Below are 15,753 nucleotides of genomic sequence, written 5' to 3' on the forward strand. Positions count from 1 at the left end.
GGGCTTGTCTACGCGTGCCTCCCCATGAATGGCTCTGGCTACCACACCCGCGGTTGTACAACCGGAACGGTCGTGTCGGCAGGCCATCCTTGTACTTGTCTGACCACCCACGAGGTCGCTCGAGCGGACACCGCACGCGCGTAGGCGATTCCACGCCCGGAAAGCGGGTGATCCCCTATTGTCGGACCGACACGCTGGAGGGGTGGATGTCCGACCTGTCCCCGTTACGCGCCGGTGAGCCGGGCCGGTTCGGCGACTACAGAGTGCTCGGCCGCATCGGTCAGGGCGGACAGGGCGCGGTGTACTTGGCCGAGTCGCCCGCGGGGGACCGGGTCGCCATCAAGGTCCTGCACCCGCACCACGCGATGGACCAGAACGCCGAGCAGAGGTTCCTGCGCGAGGTCGCCACCGCGCGGCGGGTGGCGACCTTCTCCACCGCCCGCGTCATCGAGGTCGGTACGGCGAACCACCAGCCGTACATCGTCAGCGAGTACGTCCAGGGCGTCTCGCTGGAGCAGCGGATCCGGGAACGTGGGCCGCTCACCGGGGACGAGCTGGTACGGCTGGCGCTGGGCACGGCCGGCGCGCTGGCCGCGATCCATCAGGCGGGCGTCGTGCACCGCGACTTCAAACCGAGCAACGTGCTGCTCGGCCCCGACGGGCCGCGCGTGATCGACTTCGGCATCGCTCGCGCCCTGGACTCGGTCACGGTCACCGGCAGCGGCGTCGCCGGCACTCCGAGGTACATGGCGCCCGAACAGATCGCCGACGAGCAGGTCGGCCCACCGGCCGACGTGTTCGCCTGGGCGGTGACCATGGTCTTCGCGGCCACCGGCCGCCGTGCCTTCGGCGGTACCAGCGTGCCGGCCGTCCTGCACGCCGTCCTCACCGCCGAACCCGACCTCACCGAGCTGCCAGACTCGCTGCGTCCTCTGCTCGGCCGATGCCTCGCCAAGAATCCGCAGGCCAGGCCCACGGCAGCCGAGATCATGCTCCAATTGGTCGGCCACGGCGCGGCCCCGCCGCCGGGCGTCACAGCCGGCGGCTCGCCCTCCACCGCCGCCGCCGCATCACCGGTCTCGCCGCCTTCGTCGCAGGTGACGGTAGCGACGGCGGGGACCACGGTCGGTCCACCCCAGACCGGACGTCACCGCCGCGTGAGGCCCCGCGCGATGATCCCCTTGCTGAGTGTGCCGCTCGCCCTCGCGGTCATGGCCGGCATCTGGCTGTGGACGTCGCCCGGCGGCCACCCCGTCGACTCCGCCGGTCTCTCCAGCACTCCCTCTGCCTCCCCCCGGGCCACCGCCTCCTCTTCCGCCATCGCCGCCGTCGCCGGCAAGCTGGACAAGGTCGGCATCGCCCTGGACATCGGCGGCCGGGGTGACATGTGGTTCAACGACTCGGCCGTCCAGGGCATCGAACGCGCCAAGCGGGAACTCGGCGCACGCGAGGTCAAGGAACTGGCGGCGAAGGCCGGTGAGGCGGAGGAGCGGAAGGCACAGCGACTGAGAGGACTCGCCAAGAGCGGGCACAACCCGATCATCGCCATCGGCTACGCCTACTCCGAGGCGGTCAAAGCCGTCGCGACCGAGTTCCCCGACACCACGTTCGCGATCGTCGACAGCGAGGAGGTGAAGGGAGGCAACATCTCCAACCTGGTCTTCGCCGAGCAGGAAGGCGGCTTCCTCGCCGGTGTGGCGGCAGCCCTGAAGTCGAAGAACGGGCACGTGGGCTTCGTCGGAGCGGTCAATGACGAGGGACCGATCGAACGGGCCGCCGCAGGCTTCGTCGCGGGCGCCCGGTCGGTCAAGCCGGACATCGAGATCGACGTGAAGTACGTGACCCGCTACCCGGACTTCGGCGGCTTCAACGACCCCGACCAAGGCCAGGCCGTCGCGGCCGGCCTGTTCCGCGCGCAGGCCGATGTGCTCTTCCAGGCGGCGGGCGACTCCAACCCCGGTGTCATGCGAGCCGCCGAGGCGGCCGGCGGGCACGTCATCGGCGCCGAGGGTGACGAGGCCAACACTGCGGACGGCGCGATGCGCGATGTCGTCCTCACCTCGATCATCAAGCGGGTCGACATGGTCGTCTTCGACTACCTCGAAGACTTCTCCACCGGCTCCGCCAAGCCCGGCCGCATCGTCTACGGCATCAAGGACCACGGCTTCGCCTACACCACGACCGGCGACCAGATCAGCGACATCACGGCCCGCCTGGACGAGGTGGAACAGGAGATCGCCAACGGTCAGATCGACGTCCCGAAGCAATGATCGGACACATCGACCTTTATGACCGCGACGCACCTCCCGACGGCACGTCCGGCCTGGCGTGCGGAAGCGAGCCACGCGGACGCGGCCACATCTAGCAGCACCGATCGCCGATGACGGCGGCCTTCGCTGGGTCATGCCGGGAGAGCGTTTATCAGATAATCTGATTCCATGAAGGTGATGACGGCAACCGAGGCATCTCGGAGCTTCGCGGCGGTTCTCGACGAGGCCGAGCGAGGCGAGACAATCGTGGTGACCCGGGGCGGAAAGCAAATCGCGGTCATCGGCCCCGCACCAACGGCGCCTGGGCGTATGGTCAAGGCGTTTCTCGCCAGAAGCGCGGGAACACTGGACGCCGACTTCGCCTCTGATGTCGCGGCGGCCCGGGAAGCGGTCGATGACGAGATGAGGAGCCTATGGCCCGACGCCTGATCCTCGACACAGGTGTGCTCATCGCCGCGGAGCGAGGCAGGGTTTCGGTGGATACGGTGATCGGCGACGCCGACGACGTGGCGATCGCGGCGATAACCGTGGCGGAGTTGCTCGTCGGCGTGGAGATGGCCGATACGGCACGCCGCCCCAACCGGCAGGCGTTCGTGGACGATGTCCTCGCCTTGATCCCGGTCGAGGAGTACAGCACGGATGTGGCACGGGTTCATGCCCGCCTCATGGCGCACGTCCGGCGGGTGGGAAAGACGCGTGGAGCATATGATCTGCTGATCGCCGCGACGGCTGCGGCGACTGCCAGAACCGTCATCACAATGGACTCCTCCGCCGCATTCGATGATCTACCGGGGGTGCGGGCACAAGTCGTCCCGCACTGAACGACCTCGGTGGCTGTTGGCCGGTCACACGTCCGATAGCCGCCCGCTCTCACCTCGGCAGATCGGACGGACTCTAGCGGTCATGCTCTGCCGGGCGGCGTCCCCAGGCTGAGATCAGCAGTGCAAGTGTCAGGTCGAGTTCGCCAGCGTGGATGGCGGCCAAGTGCGCGTCGATCTCGGTGTCGTCGGCCAGGCCGGCCGCGTGCAACTCGCCGCGCACGTGCCGGATGGTCGCCGCCTCCAGCCGGTCGCAGGCCAGCTCGCCGACCGGGAAAGAGCCCGCCGCGGCGACATCCACCAGGCCCGCCTCACGCAACGCCCGCGGCAGTGTCCGGCCGTAGCGCAGGTCCGCCCCGCGGCGCGTCAGCAGCTCCCGGACCGCGTCGCGCAGCCGGTTGGCCCGCCGCTGCGCCGGGCCGCCGTCGTCCAGGCATGCCAGTGGCTGCAGAGCGGTATCGGCTGGTAGTCGAGTGGTTACCAAATCGACGCCGATCGTGCTCCAATGACAACAGAAGCCCTATCGGGTGCGGTCGTCGGACAGGGCAGGGACCTTCCGTGGTGCCGCCGAGGAGACTTGCGGATCAGGAGACTCGGAAGCCGGTGCTCCAGGGGTGATGGGTCAGAGCATCACTGACCGCCTCGTGTGCCTCATATACCTGTGTAAAGCCGGCCCATGTCGACAAGTTGAACGGTGGGGTCGTGCTGCGCCGCGGCGCGGAGGTCGTCGCTGAAGCCGGCGCCGCTGAACAGGAGCAGCCGTGTGCGCTCGGCGTCGACGCCTTCGCGGGCGCGGAGCAGGTCGCGGATCTGGTCGAGCCGACGCAGATGGCCGAGACCCATGATGTCGTTCCATTTGCACTCACCGATGGCGAGGAGTCGCTCGCGGCCGGTCTCGTCCTGGCCGAATGCCGCGATGTCGACCTCGTGAGCGGTCCGGCCGGCCGGGTCGGGGACGGTACCGCTCGCCACGTTCGAGGCGAGGCCGCCCAGGGTGCCGGAGTCGCAGTACCAGCGGGTCCACTCGCGGCAGATGCGCTCGAAGTGAGGCCCGACGACCTTGCTGCGAAAGGTGGGCTGCAGGCGGCGCCAGACGTCCGCCGCGCGGCCGGGGCGTTCCAGATCGCCCCAGGCGGGTCGCATGACGGCATGGTAGAAGGCGAGAAGGGGCTCGGCGATCCGGTAGGCGGAGCGGTTGCGGCGGAAGGCGTCCTGCTCATGGGTGATCATGCCAACGTCCTGGAGGACGGCGAGCGGGTGAGCCAGGTCCGTCGACTTGCGGCCGAGGTAGGAGGCGATGCCGCCACGGTTGTGATTGCCGTCGGCGATCGCGGCCAGCACGGAGTGATAGAGGGCGATGTCGTGAAGCTCGGGTTCTTCGGCGAGCAGATAGCGGCCTTCACGGAAGAGCGGCCGGCCGGGGTTGAGGACGGCACGGACGATCCAGGAGTCGAAGTCGTCGGCATCGGCGGGCGTGTCACCCTGAGTGAACTCACGGCGGTAGGCGGGAGTGCCGCCCACGACGGCATTGGTCAGCGCGGCGGTGCGTGGGTCGGCGATCTCCCAGAACTGGGCGGCGAGGCGGAAGTCGAGAGTGGGCACGACCAGTTCAAGCCCGGCGCGTCCGCGCAGCGGGGCGTTGCCGGACAGGATGCGTCCCATGAAGGAAAGGGCGGACCCGCACAGCAGCAGGCGGACGGGAGTGTTGCCGCGCTGGGCGGTGGGATCCAGAGCGCGTTGGATGATGGAGGGCAGGGCGGGCGAGGCCTTGGCGAGGAACGGAAACTCATCAATGACCGCGACGGTCGGCCCAGCGGTGGCGATGCGCAGGAGCCGAGCGATGGCGTCGTCCCAGCTGGCGAAACGGAACGGGACGGGCTCACCGACGTACGCCGCCAGCGCATCGCCGAACTGCCGCAGCGCGTCAGCTTCGGTGGTCTCGGTACCGGTGAACATGAACCCGCCGGTCGCATTGGTGAGCGCGTCGAGCAAGAAGGTCTTCCCCTGTCGGCGACGCCCGGAGACCACCCCAAGGGTCGCCTGGGAGGCCGAGTAGGTGGCGAACCGACTCAGCTCCGCCCACTCGAAGTCTCGGGCGAACATCTCACTGGGCTTGTCCACGCACTACACCCCTCCACTATGTATAACCCCAGCTACTATAGCTGGACTTATACAAGGGGACGTGCCGGTGCTCGATTACCGACTGCGGAGGAGTCCCAGACCGCTTCGGCCATGACGCCAACCCGCCGTTCCTCGTAGAGGGCCTTGATCGGCGCTCGCGACCGACCGCCAGTCGGGGCGCCTCGACCATCACCATGGCCGCCTACCCCTCTCCGGAGTCACCTTCCGCGCCGCTCTCAGGGTCGCGTGGCCACGATTCTCCGTTATCTCTTTGTTACCAAACGAACGCAGCATAGCCGTCATCCGGCCTAGTCCAGAGCTTGAGAAGCCATGGCCTGGCGATGCGGACGAGACTCGCCAGGGCCGCCCTCTGGCCGCTCCGTCAAGGGCTATACGGCGCTGCAGCCGCCCAAGATGCGCACCTTGATCAGCCTTGAGCAGGCTGTTTCCTTGACGTGGGGTGAAGGCGGATTTGTCCGGTCATGCCCCTGACCTGCGTAAATCTGATTGTTGTCGAAATCTGTTGGCTATGTGGCTATGGGAGACCTTTGGTTCAGCTTGTGGCAAGTGGTGGCTTCGTCTAAGATCCTCCCAGGCCCAAGGTGTTGAGCGTAGACGCAGGGCGGCATTCCGCTGAGTATCCGTCCTGAGAGGTCATCAGACATGAACCTCAAAACCTGGAAGCTTTGGGGTCCTCTCATGGCGGCAGGAATGAATGTCGCTGTGAACCTCGCTACCGAGTGGAAGCACAACACGTGGGCATGGGCTGCTGTGCTTGCCCTGGTATTGCTGGGAGTGGTGCTTGGTCCTGTGAGTGACCAGCATGGACGGCGGCGTGAGGTAAGTCGTCGAGGGCAACACGTTCCGCCGGTTCTGCACTGGGAAGAGCAGAACGGTGACATCCGTAGGACGGTGTCCACCACTAGCGTCAAGGTCGCGACTGAGTTCCTCAAGCGTGTACCGCCCCCGCTGGACTCGTCTACGGTCCCTCGCCCGCCCCAGCTCTAGTCGTCTCACTACGGAGGTTAGCCGCAATGGCCAAGTCTCGGTTCCAATACGTACTTCCAGAGCACCGTGTTGACTACGGCGTCGAGGTTGAAATCGATTCGCTGAAGATTGACGATGACGCGCAGCGAGGACTCAATTCTAAGCGCGCGAAGAACATCGCCGACGGCATGATCGTCGACGCTCTCGGCTCGATCGTTGTCTCTGAGCGTGAGGACGGCAACCGTTACGTCGTCGATGGCATGCATCGTACGGAAGCATGCAAGCTCAAAGGTCTCCGCACGATCAAGGCGGAGATCCACTATGGCCTCAACCAGCAGCAAGAGGCGACCCTCTTTCTCATCAAGAATCGAGAGTCGGCGAAGGTCAGCACGCTCGACGAGTACAAAGTCGGTCTGACCGCAGGGGACACCCTCTGTGTGAACGTTGACCGCGTACTCAAGCACCACAGTCTCGGTCTGGGGTCGAGCTCTACGAACAGTGTGGGTGCTGTCTCGGCCGTGTTGCGCATCGCAAGGCAGCACAGTCCGGAGATCCTGGATCGCACTCTGACCGTGGTTGAGGCGGCGTGGGGCAGGGACAAGGAGTCCTGGGATGGTGTGATCCTGGGTGGCGTAGCGATGTTCCTGGGGCGCCACGGTTCGGATGTCGACGATGACGAACTTGCGAAGAAGATGCTCAAGCGCGGATTGGCGGCGCGATGGCGCTCTGAGGCGTTGACGCGAGCGTCGAATGGCGGCTACAACAACAGCGGCACGGGGTCTCGCGAGAGTCAGTGCTACCAGATGGTGATCGAGGCCTGGAACAAAGGGCGAACCGCTGCGAACCGCATCGGAAGTTGATCCAAAATGCCGGCACAGCCAGGATGCGTGAGCGACAAGTATCGGTGACTATACGCACGTGATCTTGCAGGGGTGCAATCAATGCCGCAGTTGCATCCGTACTCTGCGTTACTCCTTCTCTGTGGCAAGACGAGGCGAACACGGACAGATGGCCAAGGTCAGAGAATTCTTCAAAGTCACCTCTCCCGCGCGGCCCCACCCGACGGAGGTTGAGTGCGGCTATCAGGTCATTCGCACAGTCGAGGGTCCAGTGCTTCAGCTCAGTACCTACGGATCGGACGGTCGAATGTCCGAGAAGAAGGTGAGTCAAACCTTGCAGCTCGATCGGAAGGGCGCTGCCGAACTTTTGACTATCATCCGAGACTCTTTCCCGGATTTGTAGACGCGCCTCTTCATCGACATCGAGAGTCGGAGCGTGCGCGGTGCCGAGCGGGGTGGCCTGCAGAGCTACGACGGGCTAAGAAGGTGCTGGGCATCAAGCGGCATCTGTTGGTCGATACCCTCGGCCTGGTCTTGGTCACCTGTGTCAGCCCTGCCAACGCCGGCGACGGTGAAAGTGTGATGGTGGTGCTGCTGTACCAGGCCGCCGGGCGATTTCCCCGGTCGGAGCACCTGCGGGCTGACCTGGGCTACTGCGGGAGTCGCTTCACCCTCTAGCCAGTCGCGTGCCCTTTGGGTCGTGCGTTCTCGCTATGCGTGCGTTCTCGCGCGAAACGCCTCGTAGCGTTCTTCTAGCAGCCCTCTGTTTGGGCGGTCGGAGCGTCGACGGGGGAGCGTAATCGGGAGACCGTTCATCTCCTGGATTCCATGCTTCAGCATCGGCCCATCGATCTCCTCAAGGATGTCGGTGCGTACTTCAATGATATGGTCCGGACGAATGCCCAGGATGTGCTGGTCGTATGCGGCATGATGAATCTTGCACAAAGCCAAGCCATTCGAAACCGCCGGGACGCCACGGGCATCTCGGTCAGGGATAATGTGAGCGGCGTCAAGGAGCGAGCGGTGCCGTAAGCGGCACATCGTACACGTGGTTTCGTACGCCTGGATTACCCGCTGCCGGAAGACTGGTTGATGTAGACGTTGCTTCGTTATCCGCTCGGCATATTGTCGTTCTATAAGACTCACTGATGCGTCGACGGTTAGATGTCGCTGGGCTTCATCCAGTGCGACCGAAACTTGGGACTGTTCCGCCTCGACTGAGATGATCCATACGGGAAAGAATGGCAGATAGAGCCCAGGTTTGATGCCGTAGAACCACATCAGTGGAACGCCGAGTTCAAACGCTCGCCGCAAGCCAACATTTGTGTAATGCTGCGGCTTGCCCTGAAACTTGTATCGCAGAAGTCCATCGGGTCCAACAGCATCGTCGTAAGGTGCGCGAGCGCCGTCGGATGTGTAAGTCGTTAGAATGGACAGCGCCGCAATCATGCCTTGCGGTTTCCGGATGCCGAGTTGGTTGTCGACCAGGGGAAACGTTCGACCTTCAAACTGGAAGCCCAGTAACTCGTCGCGGCGTACTACAGGGTCTTCGGGGGTGCAACGCTGACGAAGCCATGCCATCGCCGCTGCGCGTACCCGACTGTCTAGATCATCACCCTGCGACGTAATCACAACACTGTGTTCTATACCCATTGAGGGTACGTTCGCTAGGGGATCTCGAGTGGTAGGCGACAATTGGACGCGAGACTGCGGCTATGCAGGCGTCCCGTTTTCCACTCGTCACCGGCCTGCACGTTTGAGTTGTGGACACCACCAGCGAACTCGTCATGAGCTCGCCAGCGATGCCGCCACGACCGCCGGGCGAAATGGGAACGTCCGGACGTCGAGGGGCGATCCGTCCCGGAACGTTGAAGTTGGACTCACGTAGATCATCCGGCGGCGATCATGGCGCCACGGACCATGGATCTTTCCGGGCGGGTCTTCGCCTACGCAGCCAGGGGTGTGCGGCATAGGCTGAATCGAACGATCTACATGCCCGGCCCGCGAAGCATGTGGCGGATCGGTGAAGCAACCAGGCTAGATAGGTCGCCCTGTAGCGTCACGATGGGGGGAATCTGCTTTGCGACGTCATCTGAGGTTTGCCAGTCTCTGTTGCCCCCGACGAAGTGGTCGCTGATGAGGGAGATCGCCCAGTCAGTGGCGGAGCAGTGTCATCCGCCTGTACTACGCACACGGATGAGTCGAGGTCGCCGTGCGTTGATGGCCAGTCGAGTACGCAGGTCCGGACCTGTGTACTCACTTGATCTTCGCTAGAAAGGCGCTCCACTCCTGGTGATGCAAGATGAGGATGGGGCTGTCGGGGCACTTGGAATCGCGTACTGCGACGTGTGAGCCCGTTTGGGCGACCTCTACGCAGTTCTCTCCCTGGGCTGTGCTGTGGCTGCTCTTGCGCCAGTCGGCGCGTGACAAGTCGATGTCGTGCCGATTGATCATTCTTCGCTCCCGAATTCGGACTGGACCGATTGGATGAATCTGGCAGACTCCGCTGGGCCAAGGGCGATCGCCCGTAGGTGGTCGAACATCAGCGTATATCGTGCTATTTCTTCCGTCTCCTCCAGATACAGGGCTGTTGCTGCGGTCTCCAGGTAGATGATGGGGGCGAAGAACTGCGGTGTGGGAAAGTCGAGGATGACGAACGGACCGGACAGGCCGGGGTGGGCGCCGGCCGAGGTGCGGATGACCTGCATCGTCACTCGTGGGTGCTCGCTCATGTCGATGAGCCGTTGCAACTGTTCCCGCATCGTGTCGCTGCCGCCTACGGGACGCCGGATGGCCACCTCGTCGAGTACGACCCACAGTGCCGGGCCATCGCCATCTTCCGAGAGCAACCGCTGTCGTGCCACGCGTGCTTCGGTGCGTCGTCTGACCTCCTTGGACTCCATGACGAGTGCGGTACGCATCACTGCTCGGGCGTACGCCTCGGTTTGGAGGAGTCCCGGAATGACTTGTGGTTCGAAATTCTTGATCGTGGATGCTTGGGCTTCCAGGTCAAGGTAAGAGCCGGTGAGGACATCGCGGTACTCGGTCCACCAGCCCTTCTGTCGGCTGTGTCGGGCCAGAGCGAGGAGTGCCTCTCGACGTGCCCCGTGCACCTCGTAGAGGTCCAGCAGGTCCCGAAGGTCGCCAATGCTGATCCCGGAGCGGGCGCTCTCGACTCGCCACACCTTCGTCGCGTGCCAGTCGAGTTGATCGGCGATCTCTTCCCTAGAGAAACCGGCCGCCTCGCGCAGACGTTCCAACTCGGTGGCGAGTCTGCGATGCCGGATGGTGGGATTCGTCAGTTGCGGCATTTCTAACCCTTCTGCTGCGTGGGATGATTTGGCGCTATTTGGGGCGAGGGTGATATGGGCTGTGGTGAGCGCTCCTCACTCGAGACCGGTGTTATTTCGCAGAATTTTTTGGATTACGGTTGCACTGTAGTAACCGACCGGTCACTCTCGGTAGAGCTTGCCATCGGGCCTGCCGATAGCGCAGGGAAATCGAGGATGTGGAGGTGACTGGACGATGACCATGGGTCAGGCGGAGTCCGTGACGGAGCACATCGCGTTGGCGGAGGTGATCGGTGCGCCGAGTGGGTGGAGTCTTGTGCCGAATCCGCCGGTGACCGGGGAGGCGCTGCGGGTGCGTACCTTCCGGCGGGAGACCTTCCGGGCCACTGGGGACCAGGTGTCCTGCGCGCGGCAGGTTACGCAGCAGACGCTCCTAGATCACCCGGCCGCGGAGATCGCGGTCCTGCTGGTGTCCGAGCTGACATCGAACTCCATCCGGTACAGCGGATCGTCCTTCTTCACCCTGGCCATCGTCCGGACGTTCGCCGAAGACCTGCACATCAAGGTCATGGACGAGGGGAACAACGGCCTGCCGCGGTTGCTCCGTGACGATCAGGGCGCCGAGAGCGGACGCGGCATGCGGCTCGTCGATGCGCTGGCCAAGCAGTGGGGCATCACCCGGTGGCGCGGTGACGGCATGGCCGTGTGGTTCGACGTGGACGAGAAGCTGCCCGAGACGTGGGTCGACCTGCTGCTCGTCGGTGAGAGCTGAACGGAGGCGGCCGGATGTGTCACCTCAGCGATCGAGATCGCCAGGCGCTCCGCCTGGCCGCCGAGCTGCGCAGGCGTATGCAGGAGTGGCTGGGCCACAGGGGGATTCCCGCCTCCCCGGTCGTCTCGCCGTTCGTTGACGCGGCTGGAGATGCGAGCGTCCTGATCAGGGTGAACGCTCACACGGCGCTGGCAATGATCCTTGGGTTCGAGGAGCAGCGTCGCGGGGACGCCGGGACGCGTGACGTCCGGATCTGGCCGCCGAAGAACGCCGGTGGGCGTGTCGCTGGTGAATGGTGAGGGCCCGGTGCGTGCCGGGGAGGTCGAGCGGGATGGTCTGCGGGAGATGATCGAGGCCGCCGAGTTCCAGCATGACCGGGTGGACCGTACGGCGGTCGAGCCCAAGCGCGCACTCCTGCGGAGCGTCCCATCCGGCCGTGGCTCCGTCGTGCGAGACCGGGATTGTTGGCCCTGGCCTGAGCGAGGTCGTACGTCCTTGGTGGTGAGGTGCTCGGCCACGACCGGGTCACCGTAGATCGTCAGCTGCCCGTCCACGTCATCAGGCGTGAGCTCTCGCAGCGTGACATGGTGCGAGGCAATGGTGATCAAATGCATGGCCGGGAGATCCACAGGGACCAGTTGCGAGTTCGGCCGTTCATGCCGGCGATGGAACTGTGGCTGTTGCTGCCAGGTGGCCGTGATAGTCGGCTCGGTCTGAGATATCGGTGTTCAGGAGGCTGGGCGGTGCTCATGAGTCCTTCGCGCCGCTGCAAAGCTCGTGTGCATGCTCATAGCAGTTGATGAGAAACGGCCATGAATGGAATGCCCTACGGCCGCCGTTCTGGGCTGATTTGGGATTCTTGGGGATGTAGATCGCTGAAGCGGAATAATGGGCCCTTTGGTGCTCATTCCTCAGAAACGGATCATTCGGTAAGTTGATGATCTTTGGTCGCGATCTGTGGATATGATCTTTCTCTCGTGGTGCAACGCCTCTTGCCTTGAGGTTCGGCGCTGGGTGCGTGGCTGTGGCGTCTACATAGAGGAGGCAATGGTGCACTAATGTGTATTATGGCCTATCCTTCATTGGGGTTGACCTGGAAGTCTCGCGGAGTTACATTGAAATTTGTATTCTGATCTCTAGGGGGCTGCATGAGGCTCGAAATGCTCTATAAAGACCAGAACTCGGGAGCCAATGGCTGTCCGGCCATCTACTTGGCCGAAAATGGCCAGATCGTGGTTCAGGGGGCGGCGGTCGATCAGGACACGTTCGTCAATCTCGTCAATGTTCTTCCGGGTGAGATCGCTTTGCAGATCGCTCCCGAGGTGCTCCTTGGAGCCGTCGACAGGCTCCGGGCCAAGGGTGAGGCAAGCTAAGTGGGGCGAGTATTTCGCTCTCTGGACGATGCCGAGTTTAATCGTCTTTTTACTGAGTTCCGCTTCACGGCCTATCGCCTGGAGTCGCTTCAGGTCTATGACGTCTCCTATGAAAAGGCCGCGTTCGAGCTGTTCCTGAGCGGTCAGCGGCGTGGAGAATATCCTGGGATTGCTCAGTGGATCGATGAAACGATCACGCCTGCGCGTGATTCGGGCAAGCTTGTGCACCGCGTCCACGTGGTGGAGGAGCCCCTCTCCGACTACGTGCGGTTCGAGTGTGCATGGGCGTACGCGCACACGGTGTCGGCCGGCGAGGACGTGCGGTTCATTCCGGTCCCGTCAGGGGAGTGGCCAGAGGGTCTTCCGCGCTACGACTATTGGCTCTTCGACTCGTGCCTCCTTGTCGCCATGCACTATAGGGACAATGGCGAGTTCGAGGCCGCGGAAATCTTGGACGATCCGGAGAAGATCGTCCAAGCCAATTTCTGGCGAGACATGGCGGTGCGCCGGTCCATTTCGTTCGCCACGTTCGCGGCCAGGCACGACGGTGTGTTCTAGCTAAGGTGTGGCCGGCCGATGGAGATGCAGAACTCCAGCAATAATGAGTTCATCGGCGACGCTGGTGCTGTCGTACAGATTGGCACCATGCATGGCCCGATCAGTCTGACTTCTCCGAAGCAGGCATTGCCATTGCCCCGGCAGCTTCCTCTTCCGGTGGGCGGCTTCGTCAACCGGGTCGACAGCCTTGCGATCCTCGACCACAGCCTGACGACGGAAAGCGGTACGAGCGCGGTTTCGACCGTTACCGGAGCTCCAGGAGTCGGCAAGACGGCGCTGGTCGTCCATTGGGCCCATCGGGTGAGAGGGCGCTTTCCGGACGGAGATCTCTATATTGATCTGGGCGGGTTCGGGCCGGGTGCTCCGCTGAGTGCTGCCCAAGCTCTCGACGGCTTCCTGAGGGCGCTCAACGTCCCAAAGGAGAGCATCCCAGTAACGCTGGCGGAGCGTTCGGCGCTGTTCCGCTCGCTCGTAGACGGCAAGCGGATGCTCGTAGTTCTCGACAACGCCGATAACACCGCTACAGTCCGGCCGCTGCTTCCAGGGGCACCCGGATGCTTTGTCGTGATCACAAGTAGAAGTAGCCTGTCAGGGTTGGTTACAAGGGAAGGAGCGGCTCGTGTGACCCTGCGCCTGCTCAGTCCTGCTGAAGCCGTCACCCTGCTTGGGCAAGTGATCGGTACTGCTCGCGTCGCGTCGGAGCCTGAGGCCGCCGCACATATCGCCGCACTTTGTGGATATCTTCCGCTGGTGCTGCGCGTCGTGGCGGGGCGCGTGGTGGATCGGCCGGGGCTGGCGCTGGCGGACCTGGTCGCCGAACTCGAAGGGGAACAGCACAGGCTCGATTTCCTCACATCCGGCGATGAGGACGAACTCAGCGACGTGCGTGCGGCCTTCTCGTGGTCCTACCACGCGCTTTCGCCCGAATCGCAGGAGGCGTTCCGGCTGATCGGCGTCCATCCTGGGCAGGAGTTCAGTACGGAGGCCGCCATGGCGATGTTCGATTCGATCGATCAGCGCGCCACGCGGAGACTCCTGGACACATTGTCGTCTACGCACCTCCTGCAGGAGGTCTCTTCCGGTCGTTATCGCCTGCACGACCTGCTCAGGACCTACGCGCAGGAACGTCTGCGGGAAGAGACCAGTCCGCGGGACCGGACGCTGGCGGTCCGCCGGCTGCTGAGCTGGTATCTCCTGACGGCGGACGCTGGCCGTCGGGTGATCCTTCCCCACTCGCACGAGGTCGACACGGTTCCGGTGGAACGGTTCGTCATCCCTGCGTTCACTGACGCAGAGGCGGCCATGGCGTGGTTCGAGGTGGAGCGCCGCAACATTCTGCTCGCCCTGGAACAGGCCATGGACGCCGGCCAGTACGACATCGCATGGAAACTGCCCGTCGTCACCGATGGCTTCTTCGAGCTGCACTCCTATTGGGAGGACTGGGAGAACGTCCACCGCACCGGGGCCGAGGCTGCCCGCGTTCTGGGTGACCGATTGGGGGAGGCCTCGAATCTTTTCGCGCTGGGCGATGCGGACATGCGCGGCGACAGGCGGGAAAGCGCGATCGCCAACTACGAAAGCGCTGTCGCCTACGCCAGGGAGGCCGATGACGCGTGGCTTACCGGCTTCTCCCTCAGAGGGATCGGGATGGTCCAGGAGCAGATGGGCGATCGCGAGGAGGCGCGGGAGTACTTCGAAGCCGCTCTCGAAGTGTTCCGTGGCGGGGGAGTGCCGCGAGGGGAAGGCATGGCCCTGCTCAGCCTGGGCAACCTCGCGGCGGACCTCGGTCGGCTTGATGAGGCGGTGTCACTGGGGACCCGGGCGGTCGAGGTGTTCGCCGGGATCAACGACGAGTGGAGCCAAGCCTGGGGGACGCTTCCGCTCGCCAGAGCGCTCATGGAACTCGGCCAAGGCGCCGAGGCACGCGAGTCGCTGACGCGGGCGGCCAGGACATTCGGCCGATTCAAGGACCAGCGGAGTCTTGCCATGACCGTGGCGACGCTCGGCGACGTCCACCACCGCTTGGGCGATGCCACGGCCGCGCGTGACAGTTGGCTGAGCGCCGCCGAGTTGTATGCCTTCCTCGGGGAGAACGTCGAGGGAGAGCTACTGAGGGAGAAGGCCCGCGAAGGCGCATGAGCGAGATCGTCCTGAGGGCGAAGGATGAACTTCCCCAGGAGTGGTTCAATGCCATTTGCGCCATCCATGATGCTGTGTTCCTGCAGCCGCCTTTCGCGTGGACGTCGGACACTTCGCGCGAGAACGCGGAGGACCTATGTCGCCTGGCGAAGGAGCCGACCTTTGGCGTGGTCGTTGCCTGCCACGACCGAGACCTCATCGGTTACGCGTACGGCCATCGGCTGCCCGTCGACCACGGGTGGTGGCGTGCCATCGCACAACCGCTTCCACCCGAGTTCACCAGGGAATGGGACGGCAGAACGTTCACGCTCACCGGCCTTGCCGTCCTTCCTGGCCAGCGAGGTCGGAGCCTCGGCAAGAGGCTCATCGGCCGGCTGCTCGGCTCCCGGACGGAGGAACGCGCCGTGTTGTCGGTGCAGCCTGCCGCTGTGGCGACGCAGGGCTTCTACCGGCACCTCGGGTGGCGCCTGGTCGGCAGAAACGGCCCCTTCCCCGATATCACTCCGCCTCACTGGGACGTTTACGTCATGGATCGCCTACCTCGTCAAGAGCCTGCTTGCTGATCACCGACTCCGCACCCGATCTC

At 64.1% G+C, this 15,753-nt stretch carries 15 protein-coding genes; 10 read left to right on the forward strand and 5 right to left on the reverse strand.

The features are described from left to right. Positions 1–206 precede the first annotated feature (206 nt). From ACFO60_RS04830 to ACFO60_RS04840, 3 genes are all read left to right on the forward strand, one after another. The gene (locus tag ACFO60_RS04830) at positions 207–2,270 is read left to right on the forward strand and encodes a BMP family ABC transporter substrate-binding protein (RefSeq protein ID WP_380837426.1); all 2,064 of its coding nucleotides are present in this window, start codon (positions 207–209) and stop codon (positions 2,268–2,270) included. A 168-nt stretch (positions 2,271–2,438) separates the two neighbouring features. Beyond that, on the forward strand, positions 2,439–2,699 hold the full coding sequence (locus ACFO60_RS04835; protein WP_380837428.1) for a type II toxin-antitoxin system Phd/YefM family antitoxin: 261 nt from the start codon (positions 2,439–2,441) through the stop codon (positions 2,697–2,699). After that, positions 2,684–3,091 carry a PIN domain-containing protein gene (locus ACFO60_RS04840; protein ID WP_380837431.1) on the forward strand — a complete coding sequence of 136 codons (408 nt, stop codon included), beginning with the start codon at positions 2,684–2,686 and terminating at the stop codon, positions 3,089–3,091. Before ACFO60_RS04835 ends, ACFO60_RS04840 begins: the two co-directional genes overlap by 16 nt. Before the next feature lie 73 nt (positions 3,092–3,164). Here ACFO60_RS04840 and ACFO60_RS04845 read toward each other — a convergent pair whose 3' ends face one another. Beyond that, on the reverse strand, positions 3,165–3,572 hold the full coding sequence (locus tag ACFO60_RS04845; RefSeq protein WP_380837434.1) for a hypothetical protein: 408 nt from the start codon (positions 3,570–3,572) through the stop codon (positions 3,165–3,167). 167 nt (positions 3,573–3,739) lie between these two features. Then, positions 3,740–5,209, reverse strand: coding sequence for an ATP-binding protein (locus ACFO60_RS04850; protein WP_380837436.1), 1,470 nt, complete (start codon positions 5,207–5,209; stop codon positions 3,740–3,742). 1,034 nt (positions 5,210–6,243) lie between these two features. Between ACFO60_RS04850 and ACFO60_RS04855 the strand changes: the two genes are divergently transcribed. Both ACFO60_RS04855 and ACFO60_RS04860 read left to right on the forward strand, forming a co-directional pair. Further along, positions 6,244–7,056 carry a DUF6551 family protein gene (locus tag ACFO60_RS04855; RefSeq protein ID WP_380837439.1) on the forward strand — a complete coding sequence of 271 codons (813 nt, stop codon included), beginning with the start codon at positions 6,244–6,246 and terminating at the stop codon, positions 7,054–7,056. Positions 7,057–7,521: 465 nt separating this feature from the next. After that, positions 7,522–7,713, forward strand: a complete 192-nt coding sequence (locus ACFO60_RS04860) for a hypothetical protein (RefSeq protein ID WP_380837441.1) — start codon at positions 7,522–7,524, stop codon at positions 7,711–7,713. Positions 7,714–7,746: 33 nt separating this feature from the next. On the opposite strand, the gene ACFO60_RS04865 is transcribed toward ACFO60_RS04860, so the two are convergent. The 3 genes from ACFO60_RS04865 to ACFO60_RS04875 all read right to left on the reverse strand — a co-directional run bounded on the left by ACFO60_RS04865 (position 7,747) and on the right by ACFO60_RS04875 (position 10,346). Further along, the gene (locus ACFO60_RS04865) at positions 7,747–8,688 is read right to left on the reverse strand and encodes an HNH endonuclease (protein ID WP_380837444.1); all 942 of its coding nucleotides are present in this window, start codon (positions 8,686–8,688) and stop codon (positions 7,747–7,749) included. A gap of 603 nt (positions 8,689–9,291) precedes the next feature. Beyond that, positions 9,292–9,489, reverse strand: coding sequence for a DUF397 domain-containing protein (locus tag ACFO60_RS04870; protein ID WP_380837446.1), 198 nt, complete (start codon positions 9,487–9,489; stop codon positions 9,292–9,294). Then, on the reverse strand, positions 9,486–10,346 hold the full coding sequence (locus tag ACFO60_RS04875) for a helix-turn-helix domain-containing protein (protein WP_380837449.1): 861 nt from the start codon (positions 10,344–10,346) through the stop codon (positions 9,486–9,488). Before ACFO60_RS04875 ends, ACFO60_RS04870 begins: the two co-directional genes overlap by 4 nt. Before the next feature lie 214 nt (positions 10,347–10,560). Here ACFO60_RS04875 and ACFO60_RS04880 point away from each other — a divergent pair, with 214 nt between their 5' ends. The 5 genes from ACFO60_RS04880 to ACFO60_RS04900 all read left to right on the forward strand — a co-directional run bounded on the left by ACFO60_RS04880 (position 10,561) and on the right by ACFO60_RS04900 (position 15,730). Beyond that, on the forward strand, positions 10,561–11,097 hold the full coding sequence (locus tag ACFO60_RS04880) for an ATP-binding protein (protein WP_380837452.1): 537 nt from the start codon (positions 10,561–10,563) through the stop codon (positions 11,095–11,097). A 1,148-nt stretch (positions 11,098–12,245) separates the two neighbouring features. Further along, positions 12,246–12,470: a hypothetical protein gene (locus tag ACFO60_RS04885; protein ID WP_380837454.1), complete on the forward strand. Its 225-nt coding sequence runs from the start codon at positions 12,246–12,248 to the stop codon at positions 12,468–12,470. Next, the gene (locus ACFO60_RS04890; RefSeq protein ID WP_380837457.1) at positions 12,471–13,028 is read left to right on the forward strand and encodes a DUF6879 family protein; all 558 of its coding nucleotides are present in this window, start codon (positions 12,471–12,473) and stop codon (positions 13,026–13,028) included. Positions 13,029–13,046: 18 nt separating this feature from the next. Beyond that, the gene (locus ACFO60_RS04895; RefSeq protein WP_380837459.1) at positions 13,047–15,167 is read left to right on the forward strand and encodes an ATP-binding protein; all 2,121 of its coding nucleotides are present in this window, start codon (positions 13,047–13,049) and stop codon (positions 15,165–15,167) included. After that, positions 15,164–15,730 carry a GNAT family N-acetyltransferase gene (locus ACFO60_RS04900; RefSeq protein ID WP_380837462.1) on the forward strand — a complete coding sequence of 189 codons (567 nt, stop codon included), beginning with the start codon at positions 15,164–15,166 and terminating at the stop codon, positions 15,728–15,730. Before ACFO60_RS04895 ends, ACFO60_RS04900 begins: the two co-directional genes overlap by 4 nt. Positions 15,731–15,753: the final 23 nt, after the last annotated feature.

Source organism: Sphaerisporangium dianthi, assembly GCF_042654065.1.
Taxonomy (GTDB): Bacteria; Actinomycetota; Actinomycetes; order Streptosporangiales; family Streptosporangiaceae; genus Sphaerisporangium; species Sphaerisporangium dianthi.